This window comes from Streptomyces sp. 8N706, assembly GCF_052245415.1.
Taxonomy (GTDB): domain Bacteria; phylum Actinomycetota; class Actinomycetes; order Streptomycetales; family Streptomycetaceae; genus Streptomyces.
The window spans coordinates 48,976-64,703 of sequence record NZ_JBQQBW010000018.1 but is presented as its reverse complement, the minus strand read 5'-3'; the positions used below and the strand labels follow the sequence as shown (position 1 = coordinate 64,703).

Below are 15,728 nucleotides of genomic sequence, written 5' to 3'. Positions count from 1 at the left end.
GGTGGGCCGTACCGCCGCCCGAGAGTGCCGACATCTCGAACAGGTTCAGCCACTGCGCCATCGCCTTCTCGCCGTCACCAGGCATCGCAGACAACAGCCGCCAACGCCCCAGTAGAGTCGACGAGTTAACAGCGCTGGTTCACGAAGGGCAGGTGCATTTCGATGGGACACAGAGCTTAACGCTCTGGCACGTCCGGCGGCCGCGGACGCTCGTGGAGAACCTGTTCCTTCGGTCCTGACCCCGAATCAGCCGCATTCGTGCCGAGAGGGGAAGGCCATCGGTCGCAGTCGGGACTCCGTGTGACGACGCTCTATGACGTGCTCGCCTTCATCTGCACCGTGGCGGGATTAGCCGCGTTCTGCTACAAGGTGCCCGAGTTGATGCGTCGGAGAACCGATCCGGCTCTCTGGGCGCTGGCCCTGTATTTTCTGTCCTCGGGACTGAGCTATGTGATCGACCTCAACTGGCTGCGGAACGATGTGTCCGAGCTCTTCGGATACGTGAACATCACCTCTCTTCTGACTCAATCCCTCGTGGTGATACTCACTGCGGCCCAGCAGGTTCTGCTCATTCACTGGTCCCACCCGCCCGAGCAGGCACGGATCACGGCGAGACGGCGGATCCTCGTGTTCTGCGTGGCCCTTGCTGTTCTGGTCACTCTGTTCTTCGCCATCGATCCGTACCGCCAGGACGTACGTGCCCAAGGGGCCCTCCCGGGCAGCATGCACAACGTGCAGTACGCGTCGTACACGCTCTTCTACATCACGATCTGTGCGGTCGGGCAGGTCGAGACCGTCCGTCTCTCTGCCCGCTACGCGCGTCTCGCGCATCGAAGCTCGCTCCGGGTGGGCATGTGGGCGGTCGCTGCCGGCGCCACGCTCGTGCTGGCGTACTGCCTGATCCGGTACATCCAGATCATCGGCACCCAGCTCGGTTTCGACATGGGCGCCTGGGACCCGGCCTCATGGCTGGCCGGTGATGTGGGTTCGCTTCTTCAGCTGTTCGGCTGGACGTTTCCGTCCTGGGGGGAAACTCCGTCCGCCTGGGTGGCCAACTGCAGGGCCTATACTCGGCTGCGACCTCTCTGGTGGGCCATGTACGAGGCGATGCCGGTTATTGCGCTGGAACCGCCTCCGAAGATGTGGCTCGACTGTTTGCCAGGCAATCTCGAGTACCGTCTCTACCGGCGTGTGATCGAGATACTCGACGGATATCTCGAACTTCGCCCCTACCTTTCGGATGTCGCGGCCCAACGCGGCATCGCCCTGCGGGAGATGCGAAATTCCCCCCAACGCGAGGCGTCTTTCCTGCATGCCGCGCTGAAGGCGCGAGCCGAAGCGGTGGATGCGGCGCGACCGGCCGAAGTGACCTCCGTGAAGGTGGAATCCGTCAGACCCATCAGCCCTTCTGCAGAAGGGTTCGAAGAAGAGAAGGAATGGCTGACACAGGTGGCCAAGTCGTTTACGCGCCTGACCCCGTGAGATGGAGAGCACACCGGATGACGAATCTGTCCGCAACGGAAATTGCCGCCATGACCGCCAGGCTCATCACGCTCGATGTAGCGTCCGGGGCCCGCCAGGCGGTACCCGCCGTGATGGATGTCATCAGAGAGGTGGGACGGCACCCCTCCCCGGTGCATGACCGGGAGCGAGCGGCTCTCGCGGAGTTGTTACAAGCCGCAGCGTGGATTCTTTTCGACGCCGAGGAACACGAAACATCGCACCGTCTCCATCTGAGGGCACTCGCCATGGCGCGAGATGGCAAGGACGGGCCCGCCCCCATCGAGCCCCTGATCCTCGCTGTGTTGAGCATGCAAGAGGCGCACCTCGGTCGGCCGGGCCGGTCTCTTCGGATCGCTTCGTCCGTCCTTGCCAGGAAGGACATCCCGGACCGCGTGGCGGCGATTTTCCATGTGCGGGCTTCCCGCGCGCTCGCCGGGCTCCAGCGGAGGACAGAGGCTTTGAGTTCCCTCCGTACTGCCCAGAACCTTTTCATGAGGGACCGTTCCGACCACGATCCCGCGTGGTGCTGGTGGTTCGACCAGACGGAACTCGACGGTCACCACGGGCTCGTACTGGCCGAGTTGGGCGACTTGGAGGACTCGGCGACGCTGCTGCACCGGGCTTCACATCCCGACGAGGGGCCTGCCTACCGTGCGCTGTTCGCCGGCGAGCTCGCTCGGGTTCTGGCGCTGGGGTCCGCCTGGCGGGAAGCCGACAGGGCCCTTTCCTCTCTGATGGGTACCGTTCCCACCATCGGCTCCGTGCGTGCGCTGCGCTCCCTGGGGCGGACGACCCGGATCATCGAGCAGGGCCGCGGCGTTCCGCGTGGTGCTCGTGACACTGCGCGGCACCTCGCCTTTCTGCTCCGGGAGATGGCATGAGACGACTGGCTTTCCTACGGCGTCTTCTCCTCACCGCTTTCGTCGCCGCCATCGCCGCTGTCGGTGCCGGCGCAACCACAGCCTGCACGCCGGCGAACCAAGACGCTTCGGTGCTGTCGCCCCCCCAAGTCGGCGAACCGTACGTGGAAACACAGCTCTTTCTCGGCACCGGTCGGCATGACGGTGCACCGCCGATCACCGAAGACGAATTCATGGAGTTCGTCCGCCAATACGTCACACCACGCTTCCCATCCGGGTTCACGTTACAGGAAGGCCGTGGTCAGTGGCGGGACCGCCAAGGCTCCATCAACCGTGAGCGTTCCTATGTGCTCACCGTGCTCTATCCGCGAACCGTTGCTGAGGGAAAGGACAATGACATCGAATTCATTCGCGATACGTACAAGCGGCTGTACGGCCTGGAGTCGGTCGGCAGAGCGGATGCCGGGGTAACAGCGGACTTCTGAGGGCCGAGCCCATCACCTGGGTTGAATCCCGGTCTCCTTCCGCGTCGTGTGAAATCCGATGGGCCACTGCGGTGCAGAGGACACCGGAGCAATGAGCACTGCCGTGACGCTCTTCGACGCTCCTGGCTCCTGCATTCAGTACCTGTGCCTGTTCCCCGGTTCTGAGTAGCCTCGGGGCCTACGCCGGCGTGATGTCCGAGGGTGCCCGGGCGGGTTGGGGAGAGGAGCCTGGTGCCCGGCCTCCTCCCACGTTCTGTCTCCTCATCGCCAGTGCCTGACCAGCCGTGGTGGCTACCCCGCGGGCAGCCACCACGGCTCCTAGCCAAGGATCGTCATGCGCCGTCCCCGCTATCTCCCGGGCAACCTTCGGCGCCGAGTGGACCCTGATCGAACCTCTCCTGCCGCCACTGGCCTGCGACACCCCCGCGAGCGGCCGCCCGGAAATGCACGTGCCCGCGGCGTCGCGTCTCCCCGAGGGTTTGTCCCGGGAATCAAGATCACTAAGTGTTCGAACAGTTGAACCTCCCGCCGTCTCCCCACTTTCCATCACCTCTCCCGACTCGCTGCCCGTACTCTGGATGATCGAGGTTTAGGGGCGAGGGGGACGGATGAGTCAGGAGCCGTGGGCAGAGCTTGCTGAGGCGATCAGCGCCGTCCGCTCAGAGCTGGAGCGGGCCATGGAGACCGGCAATGGAAAGAAGATTCAGTTCAAGACCGGGCCGGTGGAGATGGAATTCGTCGTGGACGTCAGGAAGGATGCCGAGGCTCGGGCGAAGGTGATGGTGCTGCCTTGGAGTGCCGAAGCCAAGGGCGGCTATGCGACGGGGCGTATGAGTCGCATCGTGCTCACCCTCCAGCCGGTTGACGAGAAGGGGGAGGACAGCACCATCAACGCACACACCGAAACCCGCCCGGAGTAGGCGTACGCGGCAAGCGCAGGCACAGGGCGGCTACTCGGGGGAGCGGGATGGACAAGCAGCGGGTCGTGGAGGTCTGGTTCTCGGCGGGGAAGGCCGGTACCGGCTATCTCGTCGCCGACGACCTCATCCTGACGGCCCACCACAACGTATGCGCGGATGATCCCGCGCACAGCATCGAGATCAGGCCGCTTGGTGGCACCGCGTGGGTGACGGCCGAGCGCATCTGGCCGGCGCAGGAAGGGGGCCCAGCACGGCCCCCGGGTGCAGACGCCGCCTTGTTGCGCATCACCGACCCGACATGGCGGCCGCCGTCCGGCAGTGCGCCCGTACGGTGGGGGCGTGTCGTCGGCCAGGACCGGATCTCGTGCCTGGCTGTCGGCTTCCCCGACGCGGAGCAGCGCGCCAGGACACGCGACACGAAAGAGATCCGCGGCCATGTCGAGACATTGACCGGTATCAAATCCGGCCTCATAACGGTCCATGTGGACCAAAGCGCCGTGCCGAGCGCGTTTGATGGTGGCTCCGGCTGGTCGGGGAGTTCTGGGGCCGCCCTCTTCTGCGGCCCGCTGCTGATCGGCGTGCTCACCACCGACCGCTCTGGCGCCTACCCGGCGAACCAACTCACCGCCGTTCCCATGGCTGGACTCGCCGACCGCCCCGGGTTCGAGGCGACGCTGAAGGACGCCGGAGTCGACCTGATCTTCAAGGACATCGCCCCGCCCCCACCGCCGCCGGCTCGAGGCGCGCCGTGGCGGCGGAAGGCGGCCGAGGACCTCGCCTCCCAGGTAGAGAAGCAGTGGCAGAAGGAGGAGCAGCGGCGGCAGGTGCACCATCCGTTCCCACTCGCCGTGCGCTTCCAGCCCGCCGAGACGGGCCTGTTCGATCACTGGGCCAACATCCGCCAAGCCCCGCCCGGGACGGACCCAGGCCCCCTTCCGCTGACGGGCCGGCTCGACCAGATCCTGGACGTGTACCGGTCCGTCCCGTCCCGTCGGTTGGTGGTGCTCGGTGCGGCCGGGTCGGGCAAAACGGTTCTGACCCTGCGTTTCGTGCTCGACTGGCTGGGCGACCGCGCCCCCGGCAACCCCGTACCGGTGATCTTCGGGCTGGGTTCATGGGACCCGACCACCATCTCGCTGCGCGACTGGATGTGCGGTCAGCTGGTGCGCGACTACGCCGGCCTGGCAGCCCCGGCCCCAGCCGCGCACGGAGGGAATCTGGCCGGCGCCCTGGTCGACGCGGGCTGGATCCTGCCTGTTCTCGACGGGTTCGACGAGATCGCAAGCGGCCTGCAGTGCAAAGCGCTCAAAGCGCTCAACCACACCACCACGGCACTGCTGCTCACCAGCCGCTCTGCGGAATACGCCGCAGCCGTGAAGCAAACCGCCGTGCTCACCGGCGCTGCCGTCGTCGAGCTGGACGCCCTCACTCCGGACGACCTCGCCGACTACCTGCCTCGCGCCAGCCGTCCGGGCAGAGATGGCGGCCTGCACAGCACCGCATGGGAACCCGTCCTGGCCAAGCTGCGCAAACCGTCGCCTGGCCCGGACGCGGTGAACGTCGCCACGGTGCTCACCACCCCGCTGATGGTCGCCCTGGCGCGCTCCGTCTACAGCGGCGCTCCCGGGCATGACCCTGCAGAGCTGCTGAAAACCGCCCGGTCCGCAACCCCCGAAGACCTACGGAAACATCTCCTGGCCGCGTTCACCCCCACCGCCTACGACCACCCGCCGACCGACCGCGGCACCGGCCGTCGCCGCCGGCGGCACTGGGACCCTGACCGTGCCCAACACTGGCTCGGCTACCTCGCCGCTCATCTGGACCAACTCGACACACCCAACCTCGCCTGGTGGCAACTGGGCACCACCATGAGCCGTGCTTCACGCATGCTCGTGGTCGGGTCCCTGGCCGCACTGGCCTTCGGGGTGACGACCGGGGTCGGGAACCTGCCCGTGGACTTGATCGGGACGTCGCACGGGCTCAAGTTCGCGCTCGTGCGGGGCCTCGTGGTGGGGCTCCTGCACGGGCTCGTGGCCGGGCTGGCCTTCGGGCTCGTATACGGGTTCGTATCCCGGGGTGCGGCAGAGCCGTCGCGCGTGCGCATACAGATCTTCGGCGGGACCAGGAAGGTGCGTGCGAGGTTCGTCCCCCGATTCATGGTCGGGTTCGGACTCGGGCTCCCGGCCGCGCTTGTGTTGGTGCTCGTGGACAGGTGCGTGGTCGAGCCGCTCGGGCTCGGGGACGGGCTCGATGGCGGGCTCGTGGGCGCGCTCGTGTTCGGGCCCCAGGTCGGACTCGGGGCCGGGCTGGTGCTGGGACTCATGGCCTGGCTCGAAGTTCCCATTGACATCAGATCTGCCGTCAGCCCCTCCGACCTGTTGGACATCAACCGCAGGAACGTGGTCTTCCATTTGCTCGTGTGGGCGCTCGTGTTCGGGCTCCTGGCCGGGGTCGTCAACGGGCTCATGGCCGGGCCTGTGTACGGGCTCCTGGCGGGGCTCGTGTTCGGGCTCGTAGCCGCGTTCGGGTGCGGACTCGGATACGGGCTCAGTTTGACTGCTTGGGGTCAGTGGGTGGCCCTATCGCGTATTTGGTTGCCGCTGACCGGGCGGTTGCCCTGGGCGCTGGTCGCTTTCCTGGAAGACGCCTGCGAGCGAGGTGTGTTGCGCCAGGCCGGTGCGGTCTACCAATTCCGCCACGCTCAACTCCAAGATCACCTGGCTCATGCATTCCAGGCGCGCCGCGACCAACAACCTGTCGGCTCCCGATGAGTTCGTATGCCGTGATCAACCAGGGACTTGCTTGCAGCCAGAACGTCGACCCTCCCGGCAACCCTGGTATGGGCACCACCAATTCCACGCAGGGCATCGCCGGCCCCCCGTCGGTCCGATGATGAGCTGGACCCGGATTCAACAGACCCGTCACTGCGGATTGTGCAATCCTTGTCCACACACCCACATGCCTGACGGGGGAATCGAGATGGCACCTGACAAGTGGATCCAGAACCTGCTTGAGCGGCGCGGGACATCCCGTGCCGTCCTGAGCGGTGCAGGGGCTCGTAGAGCTTTAGGATTGACGACGGCTGTAGGGGTTGCGGGCGCAATTGTGGGAGTTCCCGGAGCCGGACCCGCAGCCGCCGACCCGGTGTCGCTCACGCTGAGATACACCTGCTCAGTTCCGGCGATCGACGACCGGCCCGTCACAGTCATGATGCACTCGGATATCCCGCGGTCGACCGCGGTCGGCGAGCCCACCCCGAAATTCGTCATCCGTGCGGCGTTGCCGGTGAACGCGGCTGACACGAAGGGGCTGGGCAAGGCCGGTATCAAGACCATCGAAGGCACAGTGGACGCGAAAGTCCGCGTGGCAGCGCCGGAGGGCGACAGCGACGTCAGGGTGCCATTCCACGTGGCCAGGACCAACGTCCCGGCGTCCGGACCGTTCTCGGTCAAGGCGACCGGCGTCGCGCCGCCGCGCACCTTCAGCCAGCCGGGCAGGGCGAAGATCACCGTCGGTGACCTCGTCATGCGCGTCACCGCGAGCGGCGTCATGACTGTCAAACTCGACGTGCCGTGCAGGCTGGACGCCGGGCAGAACAACGTCGTGGCGTTGTTCGACATCACGGGGACGAGAACGACGGCCGGCCGGGCCACGTCCGGGACGACTGATACGTCCACCTCCGGCGCGACTCTGTCGCAGAACCCGAGCGAAGGTGTGAGGGAGGGCGCGACCACGAAGGGCTCGACCGCCTCCTCCGGCAGCCTGGCGACGGCCGGCAGCCAGGGCATCAAGAGTCTGCTCCCGCTGGCCGCAGGAGCTGTTGTCCTAGGCACTCTTGCCGTGGCCGCCGCCTTCCGCTTCCGATCACGCGTAAGGTAACCCTCTCCCACTCTCCGGGGGCGCGCGCACCCACACCGCCCGAGGCGCCAGGGAACGGAACGCGTGCTGGAATTCCTGGACTCATGGACGGTCCTTTGCGCCCGCCGACCCGCCGAGGGGATTCAGGCCCGCCCGACGGCGCCGGGCGGCTGTGCCGGAAAATCCGCGCGCTCTCCAGGTCGGAGCCGGGCCCGGCAGCCGTGCCCAGGCTCCCGCGCCCGGCCGTCCGGCTCAGCGGCCGCCGGGCCGTCGGGCTCAGCGGCCGCGCGCTCAGCGACCGGCGGCGCGTACGGTGTGCTGCAGCAGAAGCGCTGTCGTCACCGGGCCCACCCCGCCCGGCACCGGCGTCAGGGCGCCTGCCCTGGCGGTGACGGAAGCGGTGTCGACATCGCCGGCCAGCCCGCCGTCCTCGGTCGGGTTGGTGCCCACGTCCACCACGACCGCACCGGGCGCGATGTGCTCGGCGGTGAGCAGTCCGGCCCGGCCGACCGCCGCCACCACCACATCGGCCGCCGAGGTGACGGCCGCCAGGTCCTTCGTCCGCGAGTGGCAGACGGTGACCGTGGCGTTCCTGTCGAGGAGCAGGTGGGCGGCGGGCTTGCCGACCACCGTGGAGCGGCCGACCACGGCGATGTGCCGACCGGTCAGCTCGATCCGGTGTTCGTCCAGGATCCGGACGACAGCCTCGGCGGTCGCCGGAGCGAACGCCGGGAGACCGGCGGCGAGCCGTCCCAGGGACAGCGGGTTGGCGCCGTCGACATCCTTCTCGACGGCGATCGCGCCCGCCAGATCCTCGAGGACCGCGCCCTCCGGAAGCGGCGTCTGCAGCATGATGCCGTGCACGCTCGCGTCGGCGGAGAGTGCGGCCAGCCGTGCTCGGATGTCGTCCGGGGTGGCCTCGGGGCCGAGGTCGACGATGTCGCAGAGGACCCCGGCCTTCCCTGCCGCCCTGGCGATCGACCGGACGTACCAGGCGCTGGACTCGTCCGCGGTCGCGACGACGACCGACAGCTTCGGCGGGGTCCCGGCAGAGGTCAGCGAGGCGGCCCGCTCGGCGGCCTCCGCCCGGATCGCGGCGGCAAGTTCCTTGCCGGACAGGGCAATGGCGCTCACGTGGTGATCTCCTTGCGTACGGCCGCCGTGACCCGCTCGGCACGGGCGGCGATGTCGTCGGTTTTCGCGGCCTCGGCCGACAGCTCCGTGCGCACCTTCTCGTCCTTGATGCCGCCGACGTTGATCTCGACATTGACCCGGGCCGTGGTCGCCGCGGCACGGGCGGCCTCGGTGGCGGCGGCGATGTCCGTGATGACGTTGCGGTTGCCGATGGGCAGCAGCTCCTCGGCGAGGGCGACCGCCTCCTGGGCGACGGCGATGACCTCGGCCGGCGGCCTGCCCGCCCCGGCCAGGGCCTCCGCGATGGCGGCCGAGCGGGCCGCCTTCGCCTCGTCGGTGTCCTTGGGCATCTTGTAGGCGTCCGTGACGGCGGTGAACGCCGCCGCGTCCTCCTCCGCGAGACGCAGAGCGGTGGCGCGCAGCCGGTCCGTCGCGGCGATGATGCGCTCGATGACCGGCTTGTGTTCGGCGTACCGGTCCCCGGTGCTGTAGCGGGCGACCATCCCCAGCAGGGCGGCGGCCTGGGCGGCGTGCAGGGCCGCGGCGGCGCCTCCGCCGGGGGCTGGTACGCGATCGGCCAGTCGGGCCAGAAAGTCGCTGATGGTCTCGGAGCGCATGGGCGGTCTTCCTCCGGGTCGGTGGTTCGTCACGAACGCCCCGCCATCCTCCCAGGCCCGGCCCGGGGCGTGTTCACGTTCCCGTCAGTGGCCCTGCCGCCACCTCACCGGACGCGGGACCTCGGCGCGGAACGTCGTCTCCGGCCCCCTCCTCCGTTGCTCGAATATTGAGACAGACTGTCTCACCTGTCGGTAAGGCTGGCATAGTTGCGCTGAGTTGGCAGGCGAACGAGGAGGTCCCATGCGGCGTTGGATCATGCTCGCTCTCGGGACGGCCGCACAGACCGTCGCGTGCGTTTTCGTCTATGGGATCCCCTATATGTCGGACACCTTGCGACGGGATGAGCATCTGACGCTCGCCGAGGTCGGGCTCGTTGTCGCGTGCCCGACCCTGGGTCTGGTGCTCGCGCTCGTCGCCTGGGGCGCCCTGGCCGACCGCTACGGCGAGCGGAGTGTCATCGCCTCGGGGCTGTCCGCCTCGGCCCTCGTCCTGGCGGGTGCCTCCGCTGTCCACGGGATGGTCGTGCTGGGTGCGCTGTTCGCCCTCGCCGGGGCGTGCGGGGCTTCGGTGTTCGCGGCGAGCGGACGTCTGGTCGTCGGGTGGTTCCCGGCGCGGGAGCGGGGCTTCGCGATGGGGATCCGGCAGACGTCGACCCCCCTGGGTATGGCGGTCGCGGCCCTCGCCATGCCGCCGCTGGCCGGGCACTGGGGCGTACGGGGAGCCGTGGTCTTCACCGCGGTTCTGTGCGGACTGCTGGCCCTTCTGGTGCGAGTGCTGGCGGCCGACCCGCCCCGCCCGGAGCCTGCGGCGGACACCTCGCCGTCCGGCAACCCGTACCGGAACCCGGCCCTCTGGCGCGTCCATGCGTCGAGCGCGCTCCTGTGCGTACCGCAGTTCACCGCCGGTGCCTTCGCCCTGGTGCTGTTGGTGGACCTGCGGGGCTGGAGCGCCGTCCACGCGGGGCAGTTGCTCGCGGCGGCCCAATGCCTGGGTGCCCTGTCGCGCATCATCGCGGGCCGGTGGTCCGACCGCGTGGGAAGCCGGTTGCGCCCGATGCGTCAGTTGGCGCTGGGCATCGTGGCCATGATGGTGCTGACCGCGCTGGGTACGGCCTGGCCCTCGCCGGCGACCGACATTGCCCTGGTCGTCGCGTGCGGCATCACGGCGAGTACGAACGGCCTCGCGTTCACGGCCACCGCGGAGCTGGCGGGGCGGGCGTGGTCCGGACGGGCGATGGGGATCCAGAACACCGGGCAGAATCTCACCGCGTCGATCACTCCTCCGCTGCTCGGAGGGCTCATTTCGCTGTCCGGCTACACCTGGGGGTTCCTGGTGGCCGGTGCCATGGCCGCGGTGGCGGCGATGCTGATACCGGTGCCGAGTGCGGACCGCCCGAAGACCCGGATGGGCTCCGACGACGTACCCGCTGGAGTGGGTGGCCGAGTTCAGCCGCGCAGCGTCGCTGAGCCGCCTGCTCTTCCGCGGCGCGAGTGATGGACGTCGGATCCGTCGGCGGCACCCGAGCCGGAACGCGGCCATGGCCAACGGTCGGCGCGCCCCGTACGGCCCGGCGCGCCCCGACGACGTACGGCCCGGCGCGCCCCGACGAGGCTCCGGTACGGCCCGACGAGCTCCGTACGCCCAGGCGACCCTGGGGGGCGCCCAGGCGAGCCCCGGGTACGCCCCCGACGAGGTCCGGCGCGACGGACGCGATCCGGTCTGCGGCCTACGGGATCCGGCCCACCGGCGCATCTTCGAATTCCCACCCGTGAGGGGCACCGATGAGGGCCCGACGGCCGCGGTCACCCGACTGGCCGTAGTGCCGGACGACGGCCGAGGCGGCGGTATCGGCCGCCTCGGGGCCATCCTGCCGCCCGAGCCGACGGGGCTCCTCATACGGCTCGCGCCGCAGGCGGCCGGGGCCCAAGTGCCCTCCGTACGGCGGCAAACGGCCCCGGGCGGATACGAGTACCGGCGCCCAGGCGCGTTCCGTTCGGAACCGTCACGTGCCGCCCCCTGGCCCCTGCCGGTCCCTGCCGCGCGTGGGCACGGAGCGGCCCGGCAGCACCACGGTGGCGGGCCACTTCGCGCATCGGGCGGGTAATTTGGCTGAGTATGAGACGTTTTGTTTCCCTGGCCTCGCGGGCCTCGGCTGCTGCTTCGACCGCGGTCGCGGTCGGCACAAGCCTCATCCGTGCCCGTGGGCCGAGGGCCATCAGCAGCCTGCCGGCCGCCGCTACCGCCGCTGTCGTCCTGGGAGCCGTACTCCTCCCGGCCGGCGCGCACCCCCCCGCGGCCGCCGCTTCCATGGTGCGCACGGCGGCGGATTCCGGCGCGGTCGCGCAGCCGAGCGGCACGGCGGATCCCGTTCCGGCCGACGAACTGTTCGGTACGGACGTCCGGAGGATTCCCACCACGCGACGGGTGGTCGCGCTGACGTTCAACGCGGCATGGAACGGCGCCGGAGTGGATACGGTCCTGAAGGTCCTGCGCGAGCGGAAAGTACCTGCCACGTTCTTCCTGACCGGGCAGTTCGCCGACGCTCACCCCTCGGTGGCCCGGGCGATGGCGGCGGAGCACGGGATCGGCAACCACTCCTACAGCCATCCGCGGTTCGACGACCTCAGCAGTGAGGGGGCGCGGCAGGAGGTGCTGGAGGCGGACCGGGCGATCCGTGAGGCGACCGGGGCGGTGCCGCTGCCGTTCTTCCGCTTCCCCTACAGCGAGACCAGCCCGGAGAGGATCGCGGACGTCAACGCACTGGGATTCGCGGACATCGAGTTCACCGCGGACACCAACGGCTACCTCGGAACTGCCGGAGGCATGAGTGCCGACACGGTCGTCGCTCGGGCGCTGGACGCCCTGACACCGGGCGAGATCGTCCAGATGCACGTCGGCGCGCCCGACGGCGGTGGAACCGTCCTCGATGCCCAGGCACTGCCCCGGCTCATCGACGCCATCCAGGCCCGGGGGTACGAGATCACGGACCTGCGCACGCTGCTGAGCACAGCCACCCCGTAGCCCGACCGCCCCCGACCGTGAGGGGCCCGGCACAGGCACGCGGAGGAGCAGGACTGACGTCCGCCGTCCTGTGCGTGAGTCCGGACCCCTGACAGCGGTAGGTCAGGCCTCCGCCACGGCCGGACCCTGCGGCTTCCTCCTCGTTGCGATCCCTCGGGCTGCCTGATCGCGCGTCAAATCGGCGTGCGGCGCCCGCGGTTCAGAGCACAGATTCCAGAAGCTCCGCTTCCCCCTCCGGCGACAGTCCGACCCGGGGACGGTCGGGCCGTAGCGGCGGCTCCCCGTCCAACTCCCGCAGCCAGGACCACGTATCGGCCACCGTCTCCGCGACAGGGCGGCAGCGCAGCCCCGCGGAGACCGCCTTGGCAACATCCCCGCGGTGCATCGTGTCGTGATCCCCGCCCGGCGGTATCCAGATCGGCAGATCGGTCCAGGGCCGGACGTCGGCGGCGAGGACGCGTTCGGGGGCGATCCAGCGCAACTCGGCGTCGGCGCCCGTGACCTGCACACATGTCTCCAGCAACTCACCCATGGTGGTGTGTCCCGGAGGGCTGACGACGTTGAAGGGGCCGCCGAGCCCGCGTTCGACGGCGTGCAGGATCCAGCGGGCGAGGTCACGGGCGTCGATGTACTGGAGCTCCAGGCCGTGCGGTCCCGGCGCCGGCACCGGGCCGCCCCGGGCGATCCGCAGCAGCCACCAGGGCAGTCGTCCGATGTTCTCCCGGGGCCCCAGGACCAGTCCCGCCCGTGCCAGCAGAGCCCGGTCACCGAAGGCCTCCGATACGGCCAGTTCGCCGCCCCGCTTGGCCCGCGGATAGTCGGCCTCGCCGCCGTCGTCGGGGGAGGCGTCCACCAGCGGGCCGTCCTCGGCGAGACCCGCCGCGCACGGGAAGGGGTGCACGGACCGGCTCGACACATAGACGTAGTGTCCGGCCCGGCCGGCCAGCAACCGGGCCGAGTCCCGTACGGCCGCGGGCGCCCCCGTCCAGGTGTCGACGACGGCGTCCCACTCGCCGCCCCGCTCCAGGGCCGCCAGGCCGTCCGCCGCCGTGCGGTCGCCCCGCACGGCGGTCACACCGGGCGGTGGTTCATGGTGCCCTCGGTGGAAGACCGTCACCTGCCATCCATGCTCCAGCGCGGCATCGGTGACGGCACGACCGACGAACTCCGTCCCGCCCAACATCAGTAGTCGTCTCATGGCTGTGACTGTGCCCGCCGGTCGCCGCCGGGAGAACGGCAGCACGCTGACAGCGGAATCGCCAGGAGCGGAATCGGAATCGCCCGGAAAGGAATCGGAACCGCCCGGAACGGAAGTCGAAGCACCCTTGGCCCCCTCGCGGCCGGACGGCGTTCCGTGAGATGGGGCGTCCACCGGGAAGCCCGGGAGGCCGGGGGCCCGCTCGGACAGGGAGGCTTGTCCGGGGGCGGCCGTCGTGGAAGGGGGCCACGGGGCGTGCCGTGTCATGGTGTCGTCGTCCGCCGGTCACCCCCGTGATGGTCCTCATCACACCTGCGGTGCGCGAGACTTGTGTCGCTCCGCCCGATCTCGGTGTGGTTATCACTAGGCTGGCGGGATGCTGATATCCAGCCAGCTCACCTGCGGGGAGGTCCGGTGAACCGGCGAGACGTGACCGATGAGCAGTGGGAAGGGCTCGCCGAGGTCGTTCCCCTGCGCGGGGGCGACGCCTGGCCCTCCTGGTCCGGTCACCGCACCCTTCCGGACCAGCGGCGCGGCCAGGACCTGCGGCGCTTCGTCGTGATCCGGGTGCAGTGCTTCGCCGACGCCCGCGAGGTCGGGGAGTACCTCATGGGACAGGTCCCGGTGCTGCTCGATCTGACGGGTTCGGATGCGGATGTCGCCAAACGCATCCTCGACTTCGCCAGCGGAGTCGCCTTCGGTCTGAACGCGAAGATGCACCGTGTCGACACGAATGTCTTCCTGCTGACCCCGGCGGGCACCGAGGTCGAGCAGCCGCGGCTCGGGGCGCGGGCCGGCGCACTGGATTGATCAGGTAACTCGATCGTAGGAAGGGCGTTACGGCGGAACGGTTCAGCCGACCGGACACTGCATACGGTCCGATCATGGATCCCAACAGTGCGTGTGCCGGAACCGCGGACCGCCCGGCCCTGACCGAACTGCGACTCTCCTCCTACAAGTCGCACCGCGGCGCCGTCTTCCCGCTGAGTCCGATGACCGTGTTCGCCGGACCGAGCGGCAGCGGCAAGTCCACTGCCTTACAGGCCTGTACGGCGCTGGCCCGGCTCGGTGGCGGCGATGTGCTCGACGACGTGTTCGACGATGCACCGGCCTGTGTGCCCGAGCAGGCCAAGCCCGACGCCCAGCGGCGGCGCGGGTTCCGGATCGGCTGCACCGTGGACGGTCCCGTGGGCGCGGTACGGCTCGATCTCGCCGTCCAGGCCGAGCCGGAACTGCGCGTGGTGGGCGAGAGATTGACCCTGGGCGGGCAGGTCCTGCTGTCCACCGCGCTGCGCGATCCGGCCCGCCGTACGGTCCAGGCCGCCTGGCACACCGCCGGTGCCGTACCGGTGACGCGGGCACCCCTGCCGGACGACCGGCTGGGCACCGCGCTGCTGCCGTTGCGGGTCGCGGGCAAGACCGCGGGGCAGCGGCTCGTGCTGGCCGCGGCCGAACAGGCCGTCGTCGCGCTGCGCTCCGTCTTCGCCTGCGACCCGCAGCCGGAGCGGATGCGGACGCCGGTCGCCGTCGGGGCGGGCAGGCTCCAGGGCGGCTGCGGCAATCTGGCGGAGGTGCTGCGGCGGACCCGCACGGAGTGCGTCACCCGGCACGCGGCCCTGGTCGCCGCGGCGCGTACGGGGTGTGTGGGCGTGGTGGAGGATCTGGCGGCCGAGGATCTCGCCGACGGGACCGTACGGGCCGTACTGGACCGGGGAGCGCTCGGGGTCACGCCCCTCGGGCGGCTGGGCGACGGGGAGTTGCGGTATCTGGCGCTGGCCCTGGTGCTGTTGACCGGCCCCGGCGTGCTGGAGATGGAACCGGTGGCCGAGGTGCTGCCGGCCCGGCAGGCGCTGACGGTGCTCGCGGACGGCTTGGACCGCTGTCTGGACCGGAGGCAGGTGTACGAACTGCTGGAGCTGGCGGTACGGATGGGGCAACGCGGGCATGTGCGGCTGGTCGGGGCGGTGCAGGACGGGGCGGCCGCCGCCGGTGTGGCCGGGGTGTCGGTGGTAGACCTGGGGTGTGAACGACGCTGTTGAGAACGGCCCGGAGGGCCCCAGGAACGGCCCTGGGAACGGCCTTGCGAACGGCCCTGAGTCCGCCCGCGGAACCGCTCTTGAGACCGGCCCCG

Annotated in this window: 13 protein-coding genes; 10 read left to right on the top strand and 3 right to left on the bottom strand. The window is 69.7% G+C overall.

What is annotated here, in order from left to right; genetic code table 11:
- Positions 1–300: 300 nt before the first annotated feature.
- The 6 genes from ACTWQE_RS09995 (at position 301) to ACTWQE_RS09970 (ending at position 7,647) form a co-directional block, all read left to right on the top strand.
- Positions 301–1,482, top strand: a complete 1,182-nt coding sequence (locus ACTWQE_RS09995) for an MAB_1171c family putative transporter (protein WP_443328496.1) — start codon at positions 301–303, stop codon at positions 1,480–1,482.
- Positions 1,483–1,532: 50 nt separating this feature from the next.
- Complete coding sequence (locus ACTWQE_RS09990; protein WP_443328495.1) at positions 1,533–2,384, top strand: hypothetical protein; 852 nt, start codon at positions 1,533–1,535, stop codon at positions 2,382–2,384.
- Positions 2,381–2,848, top strand: a complete 468-nt coding sequence (locus tag ACTWQE_RS09985; protein ID WP_443328494.1) for a DUF3574 domain-containing protein — start codon at positions 2,381–2,383, stop codon at positions 2,846–2,848. Before ACTWQE_RS09990 ends, ACTWQE_RS09985 begins: the two co-directional genes overlap by 4 nt.
- A 608-nt stretch (positions 2,849–3,456) precedes the next feature.
- Positions 3,457–3,768, top strand: coding sequence for a trypco2 family protein (locus tag ACTWQE_RS09980; protein ID WP_443328493.1), 312 nt, complete (start codon positions 3,457–3,459; stop codon positions 3,766–3,768).
- 47 nt (positions 3,769–3,815) lie between these two features.
- Complete coding sequence (locus ACTWQE_RS09975; protein ID WP_443328492.1) at positions 3,816–6,539, top strand: NACHT domain-containing protein; 2,724 nt, start codon at positions 3,816–3,818, stop codon at positions 6,537–6,539.
- Between the two features lie 301 nt (positions 6,540–6,840).
- The gene (locus ACTWQE_RS09970; protein ID WP_443328491.1) at positions 6,841–7,647 is read left to right on the top strand and encodes a DUF6801 domain-containing protein; all 807 of its coding nucleotides are present in this window, start codon (positions 6,841–6,843) and stop codon (positions 7,645–7,647) included.
- 270 nt (positions 7,648–7,917) lie between these two features.
- Here the strand turns inward: ACTWQE_RS09970 and ACTWQE_RS09965 are convergent, their stop codons facing one another.
- On the bottom strand, positions 7,918–8,760 hold the full coding sequence (locus tag ACTWQE_RS09965; RefSeq protein ID WP_443328490.1) for a bifunctional 5,10-methylenetetrahydrofolate dehydrogenase/5,10-methenyltetrahydrofolate cyclohydrolase: 843 nt from the start codon (positions 8,758–8,760) through the stop codon (positions 7,918–7,920).
- On the bottom strand, positions 8,757–9,377 hold the full coding sequence (locus tag ACTWQE_RS09960) for a cyclodeaminase/cyclohydrolase family protein (protein WP_443328489.1): 621 nt from the start codon (positions 9,375–9,377) through the stop codon (positions 8,757–8,759). Before ACTWQE_RS09960 ends, ACTWQE_RS09965 begins: the two co-directional genes overlap by 4 nt.
- Before the next feature lie 241 nt (positions 9,378–9,618).
- Between ACTWQE_RS09960 and ACTWQE_RS09955 the strand changes: the two genes are divergently transcribed.
- Complete coding sequence (locus tag ACTWQE_RS09955) at positions 9,619–10,872, top strand: MFS transporter (RefSeq protein ID WP_443328488.1); 1,254 nt, start codon at positions 9,619–9,621, stop codon at positions 10,870–10,872.
- A 621-nt stretch (positions 10,873–11,493) separates the two neighbouring features.
- Positions 11,494–12,399: a polysaccharide deacetylase family protein gene (locus tag ACTWQE_RS09950; protein ID WP_443328487.1), complete on the top strand. Its 906-nt coding sequence runs from the start codon at positions 11,494–11,496 to the stop codon at positions 12,397–12,399.
- A gap of 199 nt (positions 12,400–12,598) precedes the next feature.
- On the opposite strand, the gene ACTWQE_RS09945 is transcribed toward ACTWQE_RS09950, so the two are convergent.
- On the bottom strand, positions 12,599–13,582 hold the full coding sequence (locus ACTWQE_RS09945; protein ID WP_443328525.1) for an NAD-dependent epimerase/dehydratase family protein: 984 nt from the start codon (positions 13,580–13,582) through the stop codon (positions 12,599–12,601).
- Between the two features lie 429 nt (positions 13,583–14,011).
- Between ACTWQE_RS09945 and ACTWQE_RS09940 the strand changes: the two genes are divergently transcribed.
- Complete coding sequence (locus tag ACTWQE_RS09940) at positions 14,012–14,407, top strand: cell division protein SepF (protein ID WP_443328486.1); 396 nt, start codon at positions 14,012–14,014, stop codon at positions 14,405–14,407.
- A 74-nt stretch (positions 14,408–14,481) separates the two neighbouring features.
- Positions 14,482–15,636: an AAA family ATPase gene (locus ACTWQE_RS09935; protein ID WP_443328485.1), complete on the top strand. Its 1,155-nt coding sequence runs from the start codon at positions 14,482–14,484 to the stop codon at positions 15,634–15,636.
- Positions 15,637–15,728 lie beyond the last annotated feature (92 nt).